15 protein-coding genes and 1 riboswitch are annotated in these 17,181 nt (G+C 48.4%); of the genes, 8 read left to right on the top strand and 7 right to left on the bottom strand.

The features are described 5' to 3' along the window. Window positions 1-44: 44 nt before the first annotated feature. The 6 genes from rpsP to psbA all read left to right on the top strand — a co-directional run bounded on the left by rpsP (window position 45) and on the right by psbA (window position 5,024). Window positions 45-329 carry a 30S ribosomal protein S16 gene (rpsP, locus tag E5S67_RS05710; protein WP_172186097.1) on the top strand — a complete coding sequence of 95 codons (285 nt, stop codon included), beginning with the start codon at window positions 45-47 and terminating at the stop codon, window positions 327-329. Further along, complete coding sequence (locus E5S67_RS05705) at window positions 301-789, top strand: KH domain-containing protein (protein ID WP_246276635.1); 489 nt, start codon at window positions 301-303, stop codon at window positions 787-789. The genes rpsP and E5S67_RS05705 overlap by 29 nt, the downstream gene beginning before the upstream one ends. A 371-nt stretch (window positions 790-1,160) precedes the next feature. Next, window positions 1,161-2,114: a PhoH family protein gene (locus E5S67_RS05700; protein WP_172186121.1), complete on the top strand. Its 954-nt coding sequence runs from the start codon at window positions 1,161-1,163 to the stop codon at window positions 2,112-2,114. A gap of 199 nt (window positions 2,115-2,313) precedes the next feature. After that, on the top strand, window positions 2,314-2,721 hold the full coding sequence (locus tag E5S67_RS05695; protein WP_172186095.1) for a ChuX/HutX family heme-like substrate-binding protein: 408 nt from the start codon (window positions 2,314-2,316) through the stop codon (window positions 2,719-2,721). A gap of 255 nt (window positions 2,722-2,976) precedes the next feature. After that, a complete protein-coding gene (locus E5S67_RS05690; RefSeq protein ID WP_172186094.1) occupies window positions 2,977-3,753 on the top strand; it encodes a DUF6816 family protein in 777 nt (258 codons plus the stop codon). Window positions 3,754-3,941: 188 nt separating this feature from the next. Next, on the top strand, window positions 3,942-5,024 hold the full coding sequence (psbA, locus tag E5S67_RS05685; RefSeq protein WP_172186093.1) for a photosystem II q(b) protein: 1,083 nt from the start codon (window positions 3,942-3,944) through the stop codon (window positions 5,022-5,024). Between the two features lie 236 nt (window positions 5,025-5,260). Here psbA and uca read toward each other — a convergent pair whose 3' ends face one another. The 7 genes from uca to E5S67_RS05650 all read right to left on the bottom strand — a co-directional run bounded on the left by uca (window position 5,261) and on the right by E5S67_RS05650 (window position 14,498). Further along, window positions 5,261-8,878, bottom strand: coding sequence for an urea carboxylase (gene uca / locus E5S67_RS05680; protein ID WP_172186092.1), 3,618 nt, complete (start codon window positions 8,876-8,878; stop codon window positions 5,261-5,263). A gap of 136 nt (window positions 8,879-9,014) precedes the next feature. Then, on the bottom strand, window positions 9,015-9,656 hold the full coding sequence (locus tag E5S67_RS05675; protein WP_172186091.1) for an urea amidolyase associated protein UAAP2: 642 nt from the start codon (window positions 9,654-9,656) through the stop codon (window positions 9,015-9,017). Between the two features lie 77 nt (window positions 9,657-9,733). Continuing rightward, complete coding sequence (locus tag E5S67_RS05670; RefSeq protein WP_172186090.1) at window positions 9,734-10,465, bottom strand: urea amidolyase associated protein UAAP1; 732 nt, start codon at window positions 10,463-10,465, stop codon at window positions 9,734-9,736. Window positions 10,466-10,758: 293 nt separating this feature from the next. Then, entirely contained in the window at window positions 10,759-11,535 is a 777-nt protein-coding gene (locus tag E5S67_RS05665; protein WP_172186089.1) for an ABC transporter ATP-binding protein, read from the bottom strand. A gap of 156 nt (window positions 11,536-11,691) precedes the next feature. Further along, window positions 11,692-12,543, bottom strand: a complete 852-nt coding sequence (locus E5S67_RS05660) for an ABC transporter permease (RefSeq protein WP_172186088.1) — start codon at window positions 12,541-12,543, stop codon at window positions 11,692-11,694. 107 nt (window positions 12,544-12,650) lie between these two features. Further along, window positions 12,651-13,718, bottom strand: coding sequence for an ABC transporter substrate-binding protein (locus E5S67_RS05655; RefSeq protein ID WP_172186087.1), 1,068 nt, complete (start codon window positions 13,716-13,718; stop codon window positions 12,651-12,653). Window positions 13,719-13,862: 144 nt separating this feature from the next. Beyond that, window positions 13,863-14,017: riboswitch (guanidine-I (ykkC/yxkD leader) on the bottom strand. 328 nt (window positions 14,018-14,345) lie between these two features. Then, complete coding sequence (locus E5S67_RS05650) at window positions 14,346-14,498, bottom strand: hypothetical protein (RefSeq protein WP_172186086.1); 153 nt, start codon at window positions 14,496-14,498, stop codon at window positions 14,346-14,348. 45 nt (window positions 14,499-14,543) lie between these two features. Here E5S67_RS05650 and atzF point away from each other — a divergent pair, with 45 nt between their 5' ends. Beyond that, complete coding sequence (atzF, locus tag E5S67_RS05645) at window positions 14,544-16,358, top strand: allophanate hydrolase (RefSeq protein ID WP_172186085.1); 1,815 nt, start codon at window positions 14,544-14,546, stop codon at window positions 16,356-16,358. Between the two features lie 40 nt (window positions 16,359-16,398). Continuing rightward, window positions 16,399-17,145: a calcium-binding protein gene (locus E5S67_RS05640; RefSeq protein WP_172186084.1), complete on the top strand. Its 747-nt coding sequence runs from the start codon at window positions 16,399-16,401 to the stop codon at window positions 17,143-17,145. Window positions 17,146-17,181: the final 36 nt, after the last annotated feature.

Below are 17,181 nucleotides of genomic sequence, written 5' to 3'. Positions count from 1 at the left end.
AGGCATAATAGCTTAGAATTGAAACAAGACTATTCTGCAAGAAGATGATCAAACTGCGATTGAAGAGATACGGGAAAAAACGCGAGACAAGCTACCGGATTGTAGCGATGAACAGTTCTACCCGCCGCGACGGCCGTCCCCTAGAAGAGCTCGGCTATTACAACCCCAGAAATAACGAAACCAGGCTGGATGTTCCAGCGATTGTCAAGCGCCTGCAAGAAGGCGCTCAGCCAACTGACACCGTGCGTGACATCCTGAGAAAAGCCCATGTATTTGAACAAGTCGGAGCCGGAGCCAACGTTGAATCCAGCACAACAGCAGTCAGCTAGTCCCAACTACGCTGGACTGGTTAAGTTTTTAATTGGGCCTTTTTTAGAGACCCCAGGCTCTTTGCGGGTTGATTGCGAACTGCACCCGCGCCAATCGCGGGTCTGGGTTAGGCTCGCTTTTGAAGATCCCGACAAAGGCCGGGTTTACGGTAGGGGCGGACGCAATATTCAGGCAATTAGAACTACGCTCGAAGCGGTGGCGCAGACGGCGGGTCAGTCGCTCTACTTAGATATATACGATGGCGAAGCCGGCGATCGTGGCTCCTCGCCGCCCAGGGGCGATCGCGATCGCCCGGATCGCGACCGTCCGGATCGCGGCTCGCGCGAGCCGCGAGGCGACTTCCGACCCCGGACGCCGCCTCCGTCGCCGAGTCCCTTAGCTAGCAGAACTCCGAGAGAACAACCTCGCCGTACTAACACACCTACGTTTAGAACGAGCAGAAATACTCCCGGTTATTAACTGCAGAACCAAAAAACAATTTTAGATTTTAGATTGCCTGTTGTAAACTTTGTATTACAAGCCCCGCTTGATTTGAGATTGCCGATTTTGCGATCGGACACAAATGTAAAATTTTAAATCTCAAATGTCAGCGGGATGAGGTACATCTAAAATCTAAAATCTAAAATCTAAAATCTAAAGTTGCCTGACTTGATTGAAAGGAGATTTGATTTGTATCTCAAGCACCAAACTCATTTGGCAGCTAAATCTAAAAGACGCCTTAGATACTAGGTTTTACCTAGTAATGGGCGTTTTTTTGTTTGCAAAAAGGGACTGATTTAACTGTTAGTTGTGAAGTTTTAATTGCTTATTTGGAGGGAGCTTATGTTGGCATGATTGAAAAATTAACCATAGAGTTGCCGAGCACTCAAAGCGCGATGTCGCTCTCGGGCCATCAAGAAGAAAACCTAAAAATTATCTCTAAGCAAACCGGCGCTAACCTGGTGATGCGAGGGCAAGAACTGCTGATTTCCGGCACGAAAAGTCAAGTAGAATTGTGTCATAAATTAGTGCGATCGCTCTCCGACTATTGGAAATCAGGCAAAAATATTACCGGAGTTGAAATCCAGACGGCGCGCCAAGCTTTGGATACCAACCGCCAAGGCGATTTGCAAGACTTGCAGCGAGACGTTCTTGCCAAAACACGCCGAGGCGAAGAAATTAGAGCCAAAACCTTCAAGCAGCGGCAGTACGTCCAAGCAGTACGCACCCATGACCTGACATTTTGCATCGGCCCCGCCGGTACTGGCAAGACATTTTTAGCAGCTATTTTCGCCATCCAAGCTTTGTTAAGCAAACAGTACGAACGGCTAATCTTAACCAGGCCGGCTGTAGAAGCAGGCGAAAAATTAGGGTTTTTGCCGGGAGATTTGCAGCAAAAAGTCGATCCCTATTTGCGCCCCCTTTACGACGCCCTGCAAGAAATGATCGACCCTGAAAAAATGGCCGATTTAATGGAAAGAGGCTTGATCGAAGTAGCTCCTTTAGCTTATATGCGGGGCCGCACTCTCAGCAATGCTTTCGTAATTTTGGACGAAGCTCAAAATACGACCCCGGCTCAAATGAAAATGGTGTTGACTCGTCTGGGCTTTCGATCGAGAATGGTAGTGACGGGCGATATCACTCAAACAGATTTGCCACCAAACCAACAGTCGGGATTGTCAGTTGCCCAAAACATTCTGCGTAACGTTGAGGGCATTGCTTTTTGCGAATTTTCTCAGGCGGATGTGGTGCGACACCCGCTAGTGCAGCGGATTGTCGCTGCTTACGAACTGCACGAAACATGAAGGAAGAACCCTTCGACTTCGCGAGGGGGTCAAAAGAAGGAAGAAGGCTTTAGTTGTCTAGGAGAGGCTTTAGTTATCTAGGAGAGAAGGAAGAAGGAAGAATTATCCTTTTTTCTATAATTCCTTTTCCTAATTCCCAACTCCCATTTTCTTATTATCGATTTAATCCAAAATCCACAATCCACAATCCAAAATTGATATGACTGCGACTCTGAAAGAATTCTTGGAAGCTTGCGAACAATTGGGAACGCTGCGTTTAATCGTGACTAGCAGCGCGGCTGTGCTGGAAGTTCGCGGTTCAATTCACAAGCTGTTTTATGCGGAGTTGCCGAAGGGTAAATATGCCAATATGCACGCCGATATATTTGAGTTTCACTTGAATATGGACAAAATCAAACAGGTGAAGTTTGAAACAGGCGAGGCGAAAAGAGGCAATTTTACTACTTATGCAATCCGTTTTCTGGACGAACAAAATGAGGCTGCTTTGAGCGCGTTTTTGCAGTGGGGAAAGCCGGGAGAATACGAACCGGGACAGGTGGAAAACTGGAACCAATTGAAGGAGAAATACGGAGATTTTTGGGAACCCGCACCTGTTGAGGCGCTTTAAAACATAGGTTTTTTCACTTTTAAATTGCATATAGGGGGCGGGATACCCTGCCCAACCCCTACTCCCCACAAAAATAAAATTTATTTTTGTGTAACAGGCAGGATGCCTGTTTTTGAGAAGGGTATAAAATATGATGTTTAACTCATTTGTTGTCTAATTTCTGAATTAATGAACCGCAGAGGGCGCAGAGAACGCAGAGAAGAGATAAAGAAGAGAAAGAGAGACAGAAGGTTAGTTGTTTGAATGTAATTGGGTATGAAGGTAATTTGGAGTTTTTGTTTGGTTTTGCTGGTGTTGCTGTGGGGTGGCGGTGCGAGGGCGGGGGTTTTGGGCGATCGCCTATCCAGTTTTCCCAATTGGGAAAGCAAGCCTCCTATCGCTGTCGCTAAGGGAGATTTGGTATATCCCGACTGGATGGGCGGCAATTGGAATGTTGCGAGCACTTTGGTGGATTTAGCCGCTCCTTTAGCCCCAAATATTGTGACGCCTGGGTTTGAAAGCAACCGCCAGTATTTGCAGCAGCCAGTATTATTTAAAGTGCGATTTAAACCTGAAAAAAATATTGTTTTTGGTTATAATTATACATCTAAAAAGGCTAAAAAGATTGTAGCCGATCGCACTTTTAACGGTTTGAATATTGCCAAGGCTTATTTAGGCGATGGTGGCGTACTTTCGGTGAAAGTCGATCCGACCAATCCCAACCGCCAAATTACTGTTTTGAAAGGGGAACGCCAATTAATTTCAATTGTTACCAGTCGGGGGACTGAGACGCCGAATCCTCGCGAGTTTGTGTCTACAGAAATTTCTCAGCAGGTGTTTCGGGGAGAGTCTGATATTTATTTGAATGAGGTGGAGACAACAACGGCTTATCGAGTTGTTGGAGGCGGAGAAAATGGCGATTCTGCGAGTAAAAGAATTGAAGCCGATCAGGTGACAGCGATTTATTTGTCGCCGCAAGACCCGGATTATTTTGCTGCGGGCGGGCATCCTGTGGCTTTGTACCGATATCGCTTGGAGTTGGTGCCGACATAATTTAAGTTGTCATCTCGATCGACCTAGCAACGATCGCCTTTTTTCGCCCCTGTCTCTGTTTTCATCAGCTTTCCTAATCGCAGTCATCAGTTAAACTGTCGCTCAACCCCTTTACAAACCTTAACGATACCGTTAATAATATAAACATCATCCGAACATTGACAACCAAATACAGCAATCATAAACAAATGACAACAACCTTACAGCAGCGCGAAAGCGCCAACCTGTGGGACCAGTTTTGCAACTGGGTCACCAGCACCGAAAACCGCATTTATGTAGGTTGGTTCGGCGTCTTGATGATTCCCACCTTGCTCAGCGCCACCATTTGCTACATCATCGCCTTCATCGCTGCCCCTCCAGTGGACATCGACGGCATCCGCGAACCAGTAGCAGGTTCCTTGATGTACGGCAACAACATCATCACAGGTGCAGTTGTTCCTTCATCCAACGCCATCGGCTTGCACTTCTACCCAATCTGGGAAGCAGCTTCCCTCGATGAGTGGTTGTACAACGGCGGCCCCTACCAATTGGTAGTATTTCACTTCCTGATCGGCATTTTCTGCTACATGGGTCGTGAATGGGAACTGTCTTACCGCTTAGGTATGCGTCCTTGGATCTGCGTAGCTTACTCTGCACCAGTTGCAGCAGCCACCGCAGTATTCTTGATCTACCCCATCGGACAAGGCTCCTTCTCTGACGGTATGCCCTTGGGTATCTCCGGCACATTCAACTTCATGATCGTGTTCCAAGCCGAGCACAACATCCTGATGCACCCCTTCCACATGTTGGGAGTAGCCGGTGTCTTCGGTGGTAGCTTGTTCTCCGCCATGCACGGTTCCTTGGTAACATCTTCCTTGGTTCGGGAAACAACCGAAACCGAATCCTTGAACTACGGTTACAAATTCGGTCAAGAAGAAGAAACCTACAACATCGTCGCAGCCCACGGCTACTTCGGTCGTTTGATTTTCCAATACGCTTCCTTCAACAACAGCCGTTCCTTGCACTTCTTGTTAGGTGCATGGCCAGTAGTCGGCATCTGGTTTACCGCTTTGGGTATCTCCACGATGGCGTTCAACTTGAACGGTTTCAACTTCAACCAATCGATTATCGACTCGCAAGGTCGTGTCATCAATACTTGGGCTGATGTGATCAACCGCGCTAACTTGGGTATGGAAGTCATGCACGAGCGCAACGCTCACAACTTCCCGCTCGACTTGGCTGCTGGTGAGACAACTCCCGTAGCAATGGTTGCTCCTTCTATCAACGGCTAAGTTTTAGTCCTAGATAAACGAAAAGCGCTCCTAGAAATAGGGGCGCTTTTTGTTTGGGAAAAAATAATTTTACGGCGGGGATTTAATATCGTTTCCGGTTGCATCACAATAATAAAATCGAGTCAACAGTTAACAGTCAACCATTGAGTTTTTCCACCCCTCCTTCTACAGTCAACAGTCAACAGTCAACAGTCAACAATCACGGACGGTGCAACCGGAATTGATATGAAGTATCTTTAATGGGGTTGAACCGCCACGAGAATTTGTCCGGCTGTCACCGTTTGCCCCTTTTGACAAAACAACTCGGCCACAGTGCCGGCAACATCAGCAGTAATAGCAATTTCCATTTTCATCGCTTCCAAAATTAACAGGCGATCGCCCTCAGCAACCGCATCTCCAACATTAACCAGCACCTGCCAAACATTGGCCGAAACGTGAGCGACAACTGCCTCACAACCGATCGGCAAAGTAACCTCCGCCGCTGTTTCAGAAGCCACATCCGCCGAGGCTTCTGCTGCAGATTCAGCTTCAAATTCCCCGGATGCGGCCCAGCGATCGCGCTCTGCATTAAATGCGGCCTGCTGCTGCGCTTTAAATTCAGCCGCACTGTTAGCAATAGAATGCAAAAACTCATTGTATTCTCTCAAATTAAAAGTGATTTCCTCAACCTTTAATTTAAACTTCCCTTCGATAAATGCTTCCCGACAGCGGTGCAATTCCTCATGAGAAACCGGATAAAATCGGATTTGGTCAAAAAAGCGCAAAAGCCAAGGTTTACCAGACTGGAAATCCGCCGTTTGTTTGAACCGATTCCACATTTGCACCGTGCGGCCGACAAATTGATAACCTCCGGGCCCTTCCATCCCGTAAACGCACAAATACGCGCCGCCAATGCCAACTGCATTTTCAGGAGTCCAAGTGCGGGCGGGATTGTATTTAGTAGTAACCAAACGGTGGCGCGGATCGAGGGGAGTTGCGACGGGCGCGCCTAAATAAACGTCTCCCAAACCCATCACTAAATAGCTAGCATTAAATACAATTTCTCTGACTTGTTCGATGCTGTCAAGCCCGTTTATGCGGCGAATAAACTCAATATTGCTGGGACACCAAGGTGCATCCGATCGCACAGACTGCATATATTTTTCAATGGCCAACAGCGTCGATTCATCTTCCCAAGATAAAGGCAAGTGCACAATTCGCGCCGGCACTTCCAAATCCTCGATCGCCGGAAGTTCCGCCTCCGCCGCAATCAGCGCCTGCATTAGCTGCTGTTGCGAAATCTGGCGGCTCTCAAAGTGAATTTGGAGCGATCGCATTCCCGGCACTAATTCGATAACACCCGGTAACGGATTTGCTTTCAACTGTTCCATCAATGCGTGCGCCCGAAAACGCAAATTTAAATCCAGCACCAACGGGCCGTATTCCACTAGAATATATTTATCCCCAGCTTGACGGTAAGTAACAGCAACCTGTCCCGGAGATTCGGGAATTTCGTGCAAAATTGGAGAGGTGGGAACTGCGGGCAATTCCTCCGCATTTTGCCCAAAAACAGACAAACAAAAAATAGTAAGTTGCCTATTTTGTGCTATTTCCCGCTGCAAAGCTTCAGCAAAACTCAAACAGTGAAAGCGAATGCTGTCCCCCGGTTTCAGTTGCCCGATTTTCCACAATTCCGACTGCACAATAGTAGCAGGACACACAAAACCTCCCAAACTCGGGCCGTCAAGACCGAGAATTACAGGCATATCGCCCGTAAAATCGATCGTGCCGATCGCGTAAGCATTATCGTGAATGTTAGACGGGTGCAAACCCGCTTCCCCGCCGTCTTGACGCGCCCAGGTGGGCTTCGGGCCGATCAGCCGAATGCCCGTCCGCGTCGAGTTGTAATGCACCTGCCATTCTGTGGAGAAAAACATTTCGATGTCTGACTCAGTAAAGAAATCCGGCGCGCCGTGAGGCCCGTACAAAACGCCGATTTCCCAATTATTGCTGTAGGTGGGAATTAGTTCCGGAGGCAAAGATAATTCCGCTTCCAGAGTTGCAGTTTGGTTGAGTTTTAACACATCTCCCGGACGCAGCGTGCGGCCCGCGTGTCCGCCAAATTTGCCCAGTACAAAAGTTGATTTGCTTCCCAAATAATCGGGGACATTAAAGCCGTGTTTGACTGCTAAATAAGTGCGGTAGCCGCCGCCTTGAATGGCTTTTAACTTGAGAATGCTGCCAGCTTTTACGGGAATTGCCGTCCAAAACGGCACCGATTCGCCGTTTAGCGTTCCCTTCATAATTGCACCGGTTAAACTAATAACTGTATCGGCATTAAAGAGCAGAGTTGGGCCTGTCGCTGTGAATTCCAATCCGGCTGTCGATTCGGGATTTCCTACTAAACGATTTGCAGATCGAAATGCCAGATGATCCATCGGCCCAGAAGGCGGCACGCCAACATCCCAATAGCCAATCCGCCCCGGATAATCTTGAATGCTGCTGTAGGTTCCCCCATCCAATACATCGATCGTTAAAGGTGCGTATTCAAAAGAGTTTAAAAAGCGCGTGCTCAGTTCGCCCCGGCTGAATCGGGAATCGTCCAAAATCTGGCGGAGGTAATCTAAATTAGTTTCAATTCCCGCTATTTCACTGGCATCTAAAGCAGCTTTTAGTTTTACGATCGCCTGGGTTCGATTATCCCCGCAAACGATTACTTTGGCTAGCAGCGGATCGTAAAAAGGAGTTACCTCTGTGCCGGTTTCTATCCAACTGTCGCAGCGGACGTTTTCGGGAAATGCAACTTGATTCAGCAACCCAGAACTCGGCTGAAAATTCTTGCCGGCATCTTCGGCATAAATTCGCACCTCAATTGAGTGTCCCTGGGGCCGATAGCGGTACTCTTGCAGGGGGAACAAATCTCCCGAAGCCTGTTTTACCATCCACTCAACGAGGTCGATGTTGTTTACAGCTTCAGTTACGCCGTGTTCGACTTGCAAGCGCGTGTTGACTTCCAAAAAATAAAACTGTTTCGCATCGACATCAAATACAAATTCAACAGTACCCGCTGACTGGTAATTTACCGCTTTTCCCAACTGCACTGCTGCACCGTACAACTGATTTCGCTGTTCGTCGCTAATAGCAGGGGCGGGGGTTTCTTCAATTACTTTTTGATTGCGCCGCTGCACCGAACAATCTCGCTCGCCCAAGGCTATGACATTTCCTTTGCCATCTCCAAAGATTTGGACTTCAATGTGTCTGGCTGTTTGAATATATTTCTCTAAAAAAACGCCGCTTTGTTTAAAATTGCTTTGACTCAAACGCTGTACTTTTTCAAATGCTTCTGCCAAATCTCGATCGCCAAAACAAGCCTGCAAGCCAATGCCGCCGCCGCCTGCGGTACTTTTGAGCATCACCGGATAGCCGATCGCCCCAGCCGCTTTTTCCGCATCCTCTAAACTTGCTAAAAGTTCGCTTCCAGGAGTTAGCGGCACTTGATTTGCAGCGGCTATTTCCCGCGCGGTGTGCTTCAATCCAAAGCAGCGCAACTGACTCGGAGTCGGGCCGATAAATGCAATATTTTCGCTGGCACAAGCTTCGGCAAATTCAGCATTTTCGCTCAAAAAGCCGTAACCCGGATGGATAGCTTGAGCTTTTGTTTGGCGCGCAACTTCGAGAATGCGATCGAACCGCAAATAACTCTCGGCTGCGGCGGCTGCACCGATACAAACGGCTTCGCTGGCGGCGAAAACGTGCTTGGCGCGGGCGTCGGCTTCAGAATATACTGCTACCGAAGCAATTCCGAGGCGATCGAGCGTGCGGATAATTCGGCAGGCAATTTCACCGCGATTTGCAATTAGAACTTTGTTAAACATTTAGGTAATTGGTAATTGCTAATTGTAATTGATAATTGCTAATGGGCAATCGATTATTCAGTCCTCTTTAGAGGACTTTAGCTATTAGCCAGGGGTTTAAACCCCTGGCGATCTCTGGCGAACCCGCGGCTACAATCTATACTGCATCCCAAACAATCAACTGAATCGGCGTAGGATTGTAAGCATTGCAAGGATTGTTCATTTGCGGGCAATTAGAAATAGCAACCAGCGCGTTCATTTCGGCTCGCAAATCAACTGTACTTCCCGGATCGGAGATGCCGTCAACAATTTCAAGCGTGCCATCTTCGCTAACGGGAACATTCATAAAGAAGTTGATATTGCTGACTAAATCTCGCTTGCCCAAACCGTAGGGAAGAATTGCTGCGAGGAAATTTTCAACACAGGCGTGCTGGTATTTTTTATCTAGTCCAAACCGCACCGAATTGCTCTCGCAGCTACAGGCGCCCCCGGAGGTATCGTGCCGCCCGCAGGAGTCAGCAATTATGGTCATAATGGCTCGCCCTTCGTTGGAAATGAGTTGGCTGTTTGTAGTGACAAAGATGTTGCCTTGATTGACGATCGTATCGGGGGCGCTGTAGCGTTCGGAAGGGTCATCGGCATTGTAAACTAAAAAATCTACTGCTTGATTGCCGCCTAAATCTACAATACGAAGAATCTGTCCTTTTTTGATGACGCGAGACCAGGGATGTCTGGCGGGTAAGACTTCGTTATAAATTGCAGTTTTTGGATCGAGGATTTGTTGGGTAGTTGCAGTCATGGTTCACTTTTTGTGATGGAAGTGCAGAATTTTTCACCGCAGATTGATGCGGATAAGATTGAGTTGTGGAATTGGGTCTATTGCACGAACAAAGTATCGGTATTGATGAAGCCGCGCACGGCTTCCGGGTTGGCGGTGCGGCACAAGTCGTCTGGTGCGGGTGCGGGGGTTTTCACAATCTGAATTTGGATGGGTTTTGGCTCGTAAATTGAACCCGGATGCAGGATGTGGGGGGTGTTAGAAATAATTGTTAGTACGTTCATTTCGGCTCGCAAATCTATAAAACTACCCGGTTTTTCGCAGCCTTCGCGAAACTCCATCGTGCCGTCTGGTTTGACGGCAATGCGAGTAAATAAGTTGAGGTTGGGCATGATATCTTTTTTGCCCAATCCCCACCGACTTAGGGCTTTGAGGAAGTTGTCGCGGGAGTTTTTCCAGTCTCCTTCGCCGTATTTTTTGGCATTGCTAATGGCGTTGCTGCATCCTCCTAGCAAATCGTGACAGCCGGAGGTGTCTTGGGTGATGGAAAATAGGATGCGCCCCATGTCTGTATAGATCACCATGCCTTGTTTGAGAAAGGCGTTGAATTGAATTTTGGCGGTGTCTGCTGCGTTGAAACGTTCGATCGCATTGTCGGCGTTGTAGCACAGCATGGAAACGCCGCGAGAGCCTTCTAAATCGGTGATTCGCAGGGTGTTTCCCCGCTTGATGACCCCCGACCAGTACGCGCCGCCCGGTACGGTTTCTTCGATTAATACGAGGCTTGAATCGATTTGTGAGTTTGTGTCGATCGATGATAGTTGCACCATAAGTTCCTCTTGATGTATTTGGGTAGGTCAGCGAAATAAAACAATAGTATTTTGTAACGGCACAACCCGCCCTCTCCCAAAGTAATATTTATTTCCACTGATATTTTGCACCATTCTCAAGAACGGGCAAGATGCTCGTTCCACAAAACTAAATTTTATTGTGGAACGGGCATCTTGCCCGTTCCTAAATAGGTAATTGACAATGGTGCAAGATGTTAAGTTTCCACTTACTTAGGTTTGCCGTTGTACTGTTGGCGCGGGTGCAAAAAGTGCAATTACAAACCTATTTCTATTTAAGCAGCCATTGCAACTGCTTCCTGTCCGTGTTTCCGCATCAAATCCATGAGTTCGTCGCGGTAATCGTGGAATTTGGCGTGGCGTTTAACGCTGGGAGTGCGATCGGGCAAATTAATCGACATTTCCTTTCTCACTGTACCGGGACGAGCGCCCAAAGCATAAATCCGATTGGAAAGAAACACCGCTTCTTCGACATCGTGGGTAATCATAAAGATTGTAATCTGAGTGCGGCGCCACAAATCCAGCATGAATTCGTGCATCGATTCTTTAGTGTGGATATCCAAGGCGCCGAAAGGTTCATCCATTAATAACACTTTAGGTTCAGAAGCGAGGGCGCGGGCGATCGCCACCCGCTGTTTCATCCCGCCCGACAATTCTTTCGGTAGCGACGAAGCAAACTGCGTCAATCCTACCACACTCAAATAATAGCTGGCTTGTTCGCGCCGCTTTTTCTTGGACAGGCCTTGAAGTTTGAGGCCAAACTCGGCATTTTCCTGCACGTTCATCCAAGGATAAAGAGTGTAATGCTGAAATACCATACCTCGATCCGGCCCAGGCGAAACAACTTCCTTGCCGTCAATTTTTACTTCCCCTGTTGTCGGCTTGTCCAATCCCGCAATCTGCCTCAACAGAGTAGATTTGCCCGAACCGGATGCGCCTACCGCGCAGATAAATTCGCCTTGCTTGATGCTCATATTGATGTCCTTGAGGACAACTAATTTACCCTTTTTCGTTTCAAAGTTTTTGTGCAGATTGTTGATTTGCAGAAACATGAGTTTATCCTCTGTGATTTAAGTAAAAAATTGATTTTTTCATTCCCAAAATCTGTAAATTTTAGGACTAATAACGATATCTAGCATGGGTTTCAATTTTATTTGACACCACTGCCTTCTTCCTTCTTCCTTCTTCCTTCTTCCTTCAACATCTGCTTACTGTTTCTGACTTGACCATTTACAAGAAACCCGCAGCAGATATTGAAAAAGCAAGTCAAAAGTCAGTCCGATCGCCCCAATGACAATCAGCCCCACAAAAATTTCATCGGTTCTGAGAAATCGACCTGCGACGCTGATCCGGCGGCCTAAGCCTTCGGTGGCCGCAATCAATTCGGAGACGATTACCAATTGCCAAGCCGCAGCTAGGTTGATGCGGCTAGCATCAAGAATCCCCGGCAAAACGTGGGGAAAAATAACTTGAGTGAGGATTTCCCAGCGATTCCCGCCCAACATATAAGTAGATTCGATCAAGTCTTTTGGAACAAACTTGACTGTATCCATTACCATCAGCGAATTGAAGAAAAAGACGCCGATAAATATCAGCATTATTTTGGGTTCTTCGCCGATTCCCAAGTAGAGAATTAATAGGGGAATGAACGCTGGTGCGGGCATATATCGCATCAAGCCGAACATGGGTTCCAGCAAGGCGCGAATACTGGGAAAACTGCCCATCAGCACGCCAATTGGTATGGAAAAAACCAAGGCGAACAGAAAGCCCACTCCCACCCGCCACAAACTCGCTACTGTGTCTTTCAAAAGTTCGCGAGTGTTCCACAGCCGACCAAATGCCTCTAAAACTTTGCCGGGGGAAGGCAAAAATTTGGGGTCTACGTTGGCGAAGGTTGTTACTAGCCACCACAGCAGCAGCGGCAGTGCGATCGATGTTACCGTTAACCCAATATTGAGGGGTTGTGGTATCTCTTCCGCAATCCGCCAGAAAACGGTGGGATTTAGGCTTTTTTGCTTGAGGTGGGATTGGATCGATCGGGGTTCGGGATTTGGTGGCATGATTTAATTGCAGAACGGTTTAGCGAGTAATTGAAGTAGACTTTGAAGATTATAAAAAGTATTTTTTTTTAGGTTTTTTGTGTCGGCACAATCCTAAATTATGCCTTTTAGCTTTTACCTTCGGCATAAGCTTTTATAAAACGATCGTCAAATAATGTGCGGATATCTGGTTGGGTTTTTGCTAAATTTACATCGACGAGAAATTTAGTCATTTCGGTCGCCGCAAACTGCAATGATGTCATGTCATTTCCAGGTTGAAAGGCTTTCAAGTTTTCCTCGATCGTAAATATCTTAGTGCCATTTTCATATTCTTTGTATTCCTCGACGCTAACTCCGGCGCGGTTGGCTAGAATCTCGTAAGATTTCTCTTTATTTGCTTTCATGTATTCCAATGTTGCAAACCAGGAATTGACCAAGGCTTGCACTCTATCGGGGTGTTCGCCGATAAACTTTCGGGTGAATACCAAATGGTCGGAAATCGCCCCCGGAAAATCTTTTGAACTAAAAAGTTCCTTGCTGTTCGATCGTTTTAATGCCTGCGTGGTAAACGGCGCAAATACTGCCACCGCATCGACTTGTCCTCCGACGAAAGCCGCCGCAGCTTTGCCGGTTTCCAGCGGTACAAATTGAATATCTTGCACTGATAAACCTGCTTTTCTCAGCCCTAACAGCAATAAAAAGTGATCGACTGTACCTTCCTCTGCTGCAACTTTTTTACCTTTTAAATCTGCAACCGAATTGATGCCTTCGGCGACAATAACTTTGTCATTTCCCGTAGAGTTGTCGTTAACTAAAACAATTACTTGGTCGGCGCCGCCTGATATGGAGTTTACTGTATCGCCGAGGGTTTGGCTGTTAGCATTTATCTGTCCTGCTGTGAGGGTACTGATCGATTCTAAGTAGCCGTCAAACCATTTTAAGTCTACAGGAACATTATTGGCTTCAAATATCTTTTGTTCTTTGGCAATTTGCCAAGGAAACCAGCCGGGCCACGCGCTGAATCCGAGGCTAACTGCATCAGCACTTACTGAAGAAGCTGCTTCGCTTTCAGTCGTTGTTTTGATATAAATTGCCGGGTTGACGCAGCCGACAGCGAAAAACAAGGTGATGAAAAATATGGCGCAGTAGCACAAGGGCGATCGCATTATTTTTGGGGAGCAATATCGGATATTCATAGCATATTCTGGTTGCTGGTTAAAAGTGAATATGTCGATCGAGCTTTTGCACCTTGGTTGGCTTCCTTAGCTTCCGCAAACCCCCTTGATATACAAGGATAAAGCCCGAGAGCTAACGAACCGAGTCTTGCTGACCGATCGCGTTTCTCCCGGGCTTTTATCCCGCCGTGTAACTGGCTAGTGTTCCCCTCAAATTAATAAAATATTGGGATGACCAGTCTGCTTCTCTCGGACCAGCACTTGAAATGTCTAAGCTGACTTAGAAACTGATTCAAATCGGAACCCTAGAAGCTGTTAAATTTTTTCGGTTTTTGTCTGTATAAGTCCTGTTTGCAACCCAAGGAGTTATTCGAGACTGTCAGTAACAGCAATGCACTTAGCTTTTTGAAAGGTAAGCATACTGTAGGGTGCAATCCTACTAGATTGGTACGTTTCAAACGGTAACAGCAAACTTGATAATAAAATGTGTAAAATGTTACAAAAAATGGTTTTTCTCAGATTTGTCAAATTAAGGTTTTTAGCAGATTAAACCGGGCGGTTGGAAATCGCGAAGTTTACGGGCATACAGACTTGCACCCGCAAGGCAAGGGTTGAATATTTTTTGAGAAATATTTCGATCGCCCTAGACTAGATGCGGAGGCGATCGACAATGCGGTAAACTAACATTCTATTTGTAATAAAAATCGCCAAACACAGCCTGTGAAGTAATTTCTTCAATCGAAAATCGAAAATCGAAAATCGATCGATCGCCCAGCAAAGCCTGTAAACCCAATTGTTCAATCTAAAATCTAAAATCTAAAATCTAAAATCGACTGACGGTGCATTATGGAAAAAGTTAACTACAGTCACAGTCTCGACATTCATTCGCTGCTCGATCGCTACCGCACCGGCTCGCTCGCGCCTGCAGATGCGATCGCGAGCGTCTACGATCGGATCGAACGCTATGCAGACCCGGCAGTATGGATTTATTTAGCACCGCTGGCGGAAGCCCTCGAACGCGCCAAAGCTTTGGAAAACCTAGACCCGCAAAAATTGCCGCTTTACGGGATACCTTTTGCGATCAAAGATAATCTCGATTGGGCGGGCGTTCCGACTACGGCGGGATGTCCGCAGTTTGCTCGCACTCCAGCGCGATCGTCCGCAGTCGTAGAGCGCCTGTGCGCCGCAGGTGCGATCGCGATCGGCAAAACAAACATGGATCAGTTTGCCACAGGATTAGTGGGAACCCGCACGCCTTATGGAGTTTGCCGCAATCCGTTCGACCGGCGCTACATCCCGGGCGGATCGAGTTCCGGTTCCGCCGCCGCAGTCTCGGCCGGATTGGTGAGTTTTGCTCTGGGTACCGATACCGCAGGCTCGGGGCGGGTTCCCGCTGCTTTTACCAACATTGTCGGGCTGAAGCCAAGTTGCGGCTCGATCGGCACTCGCGGCCTGCTGCCGGCGGTGCGATCGCTCGATTGCGTTTCAGTGTTCGCTCTCACCTGTGCGGATGCGGCCTCCGTGCTGCAAGTAGCCAGCGGTTTTGACGCTGAGGATGCGTTTTCTCGTCGCCCTGAAACGAAAGTTTTGCCGGATTTATCCAGCTTGCGGGTGGGAGTTCCCGGAGACGGCGAACTCGAATTTTTCGGGAATGCAGAAGCCGAACAGCGCTACCGGGAGGCGATCGCGCGCTTGCAATCATTGGGCTGCACGATTGCACCTATTGACTTCAAACCCTTTGCTGAGGCTGCCGAACTGCTCTACGGCGGGCCTTGGGTAGCAGAAAGGTTGGCCGCGATCGGCGATTTCCTCGACGCGCACCCAGAGGATATCGATCCGATCGTCTACGAGATTATCAGCGGCGGCAAACGCTACGATGCCGTCTCTGCCTACCGCGCGTCGTACCGGTTGGCCGAACTCCGCCAGCAAGCAGAAATTCAGTGGGAGTCAATGGATGTTTTGGCTGTTCCCACGACAGGCACGATTTATACTGTCGCAGAAGTTGCAGCCGAGCCGATCGCGCTCAACACCAATCTCGGGCGCTACACGAACTTTGCGAATTTGCTCGATTTGTGCGCGATCGCAGTTCCCAGCGGGTTTCAAAGCAGCGGATTGCCCGCAGGATTGACACTGATGGCTCCTGCGTGGCACGATTTATCGCTCTGCAGCCTGGGATCTGCTTTCCACGCCAGCTTGGGGGGAACTTTGGGCGCAACTGACCTACCCCTGCCAAACGTCCCGGAACCCGCCATCGCAGCCGAATCTTCCTCAGAAGAACAAGTCAAAATAGCCGTGGTTGGCGCTCATTTGATGGGTGAGCCGCTGAATTATCAACTAATCGAGGGGGGAGGCATTTTGCTTCGCGCCTGCCGTACCAGCCCGATTTACAGGCTGTACGCTTTGACGGGTACTGCGATTCCCAAGCCGGGATTGGTGCGCCAGAACGAGGGCGGTAGTGCGATCGAGGTGGAAGTTTGGGAGTTGTCGATCGCGGCTTTCGGCCGATTTGTCACTAAAATTCCCCCGCCCCTGGGAATTGGTACGCTGGTGTTGGAGGACGGCTCTATGGTGCAGGGCTTTTTGTGCGAATCTTATGCTGTGACGGATGCGATCGATATTTCCGATCTGGGGGGTTGGCGAGCTTATAACTTCCGCTTTTAAGCTAAGTTAGAATGGCAAATTTCTACCCATCTTCAGAATCATGCCATCAGCAGGACTATCTCAACCAATTCCCAGAGTCACAACCCCAACCCCCACCACCGGTACGAGTCCCGGAGGGGCAGCTAGCGGCAGGAGTGGCACCAGCGGCCCCGACTCCCTCAGCGGTACTGGGGGCGCTGACTTGATATTTGGTTTGGGTGGCCCTGACACCATTTTCGGCTTAGGGGGAAACGATTCCCTCTACGGCGGCGACGGCGATGACTCAATTCTGGGCGACGTTGGCAATGACATACTGTTCGGCGGTGCCGGCCGCGACAGCGTTTTGGGCGGCGTGGGCGACGAGACTTTCTACGGTGGCAAAGGTTCTGACTCGGTAAGTGGCGAGGACGGCAATGATTTGCTGTTTGGCAATCAAGACAACGATATTTTGTTGGGCGGCGCGGGTAATGACACGTTTTTTGGGGGTGCCGGCGATGACTCGCTGGTTGGTGGCATCGGCGATGACTGTTTATCGGGTGATCGCGGCAATGATACATTAACTGGCGGCGCCGGAAACGATACTTTTGCGATCGGGCGTTTGACAGAGGGGGATGTGATTACAGATTTTACTAATGGTACCGATCAAATTCGCTTGACTGCCGGCCTCACCTTTAGCCAACTCACCATTTCCGCTGGGGCCGGAACTTCGCCGAGTACAATTATTCAGCTTACAAGCACCAAGCAAACTCTGGCTACTTTATTCGGAGTTGCCCGCGCTTCTATCAGTCAGGCCGACTTTATTCTTTAATTGGGAAGAGGTAATTGGGAATTGGGAATTGATAAT

Origin of the sequence: Microcoleus asticus IPMA8 (genome assembly GCF_013179805.1) — a bacterium.
Classification (GTDB): Bacteria; Cyanobacteriota; Cyanobacteriia; order Cyanobacteriales; family Microcoleaceae; genus Microcoleus; species Microcoleus asticus.
Note: the sequence above shows the minus strand (reverse complement) of the source record. Positions and strands in the feature narration are given on the sequence as shown.

Excerpts from the sequence above, each read along its gene's own strand:
- rpsP (WP_172186097.1), top strand. The coding sequence starts at position 45 with ATGATCAAACTGCGATTGAAGAGATACGGGAAAAAACGCGAGACAAGC.
- E5S67_RS05700 (WP_172186121.1), top strand. The coding sequence starts at position 1,161 with ATGATTGAAAAATTAACCATAGAGTTGCCGAGCACTCAAAGCGCGATG.
- E5S67_RS05695 (WP_172186095.1), top strand. The coding sequence starts at position 2,314 with ATGACTGCGACTCTGAAAGAATTCTTGGAAGCTTGCGAACAATTGGGA.
- E5S67_RS05690 (WP_172186094.1), top strand. The coding sequence starts at position 2,977 with ATGAAGGTAATTTGGAGTTTTTGTTTGGTTTTGCTGGTGTTGCTGTGG.
- psbA (WP_172186093.1), top strand. The coding sequence starts at position 3,942 with ATGACAACAACCTTACAGCAGCGCGAAAGCGCCAACCTGTGGGACCAG.
- uca (WP_172186092.1), bottom strand. The coding sequence starts at position 8,878 with ATGTTTAACAAAGTTCTAATTGCAAATCGCGGTGAAATTGCCTGCCGA.
- E5S67_RS05675 (WP_172186091.1), bottom strand. The coding sequence starts at position 9,656 with ATGACTGCAACTACCCAACAAATCCTCGATCCAAAAACTGCAATTTAT.
- E5S67_RS05670 (WP_172186090.1), bottom strand. The coding sequence starts at position 10,465 with ATGGTGCAACTATCATCGATCGACACAAACTCACAAATCGATTCAAGC.
- E5S67_RS05665 (WP_172186089.1), bottom strand. The coding sequence starts at position 11,535 with ATGTTTCTGCAAATCAACAATCTGCACAAAAACTTTGAAACGAAAAAG.
- E5S67_RS05660 (WP_172186088.1), bottom strand. The coding sequence starts at position 12,543 with ATGCCACCAAATCCCGAACCCCGATCGATCCAATCCCACCTCAAGCAA.
- E5S67_RS05655 (WP_172186087.1), bottom strand. The coding sequence starts at position 13,718 with ATGAATATCCGATATTGCTCCCCAAAAATAATGCGATCGCCCTTGTGC.
- atzF (WP_172186085.1), top strand. The coding sequence starts at position 14,544 with ATGGAAAAAGTTAACTACAGTCACAGTCTCGACATTCATTCGCTGCTC.
- E5S67_RS05640 (WP_172186084.1), top strand. The coding sequence starts at position 16,399 with ATGCCATCAGCAGGACTATCTCAACCAATTCCCAGAGTCACAACCCCA.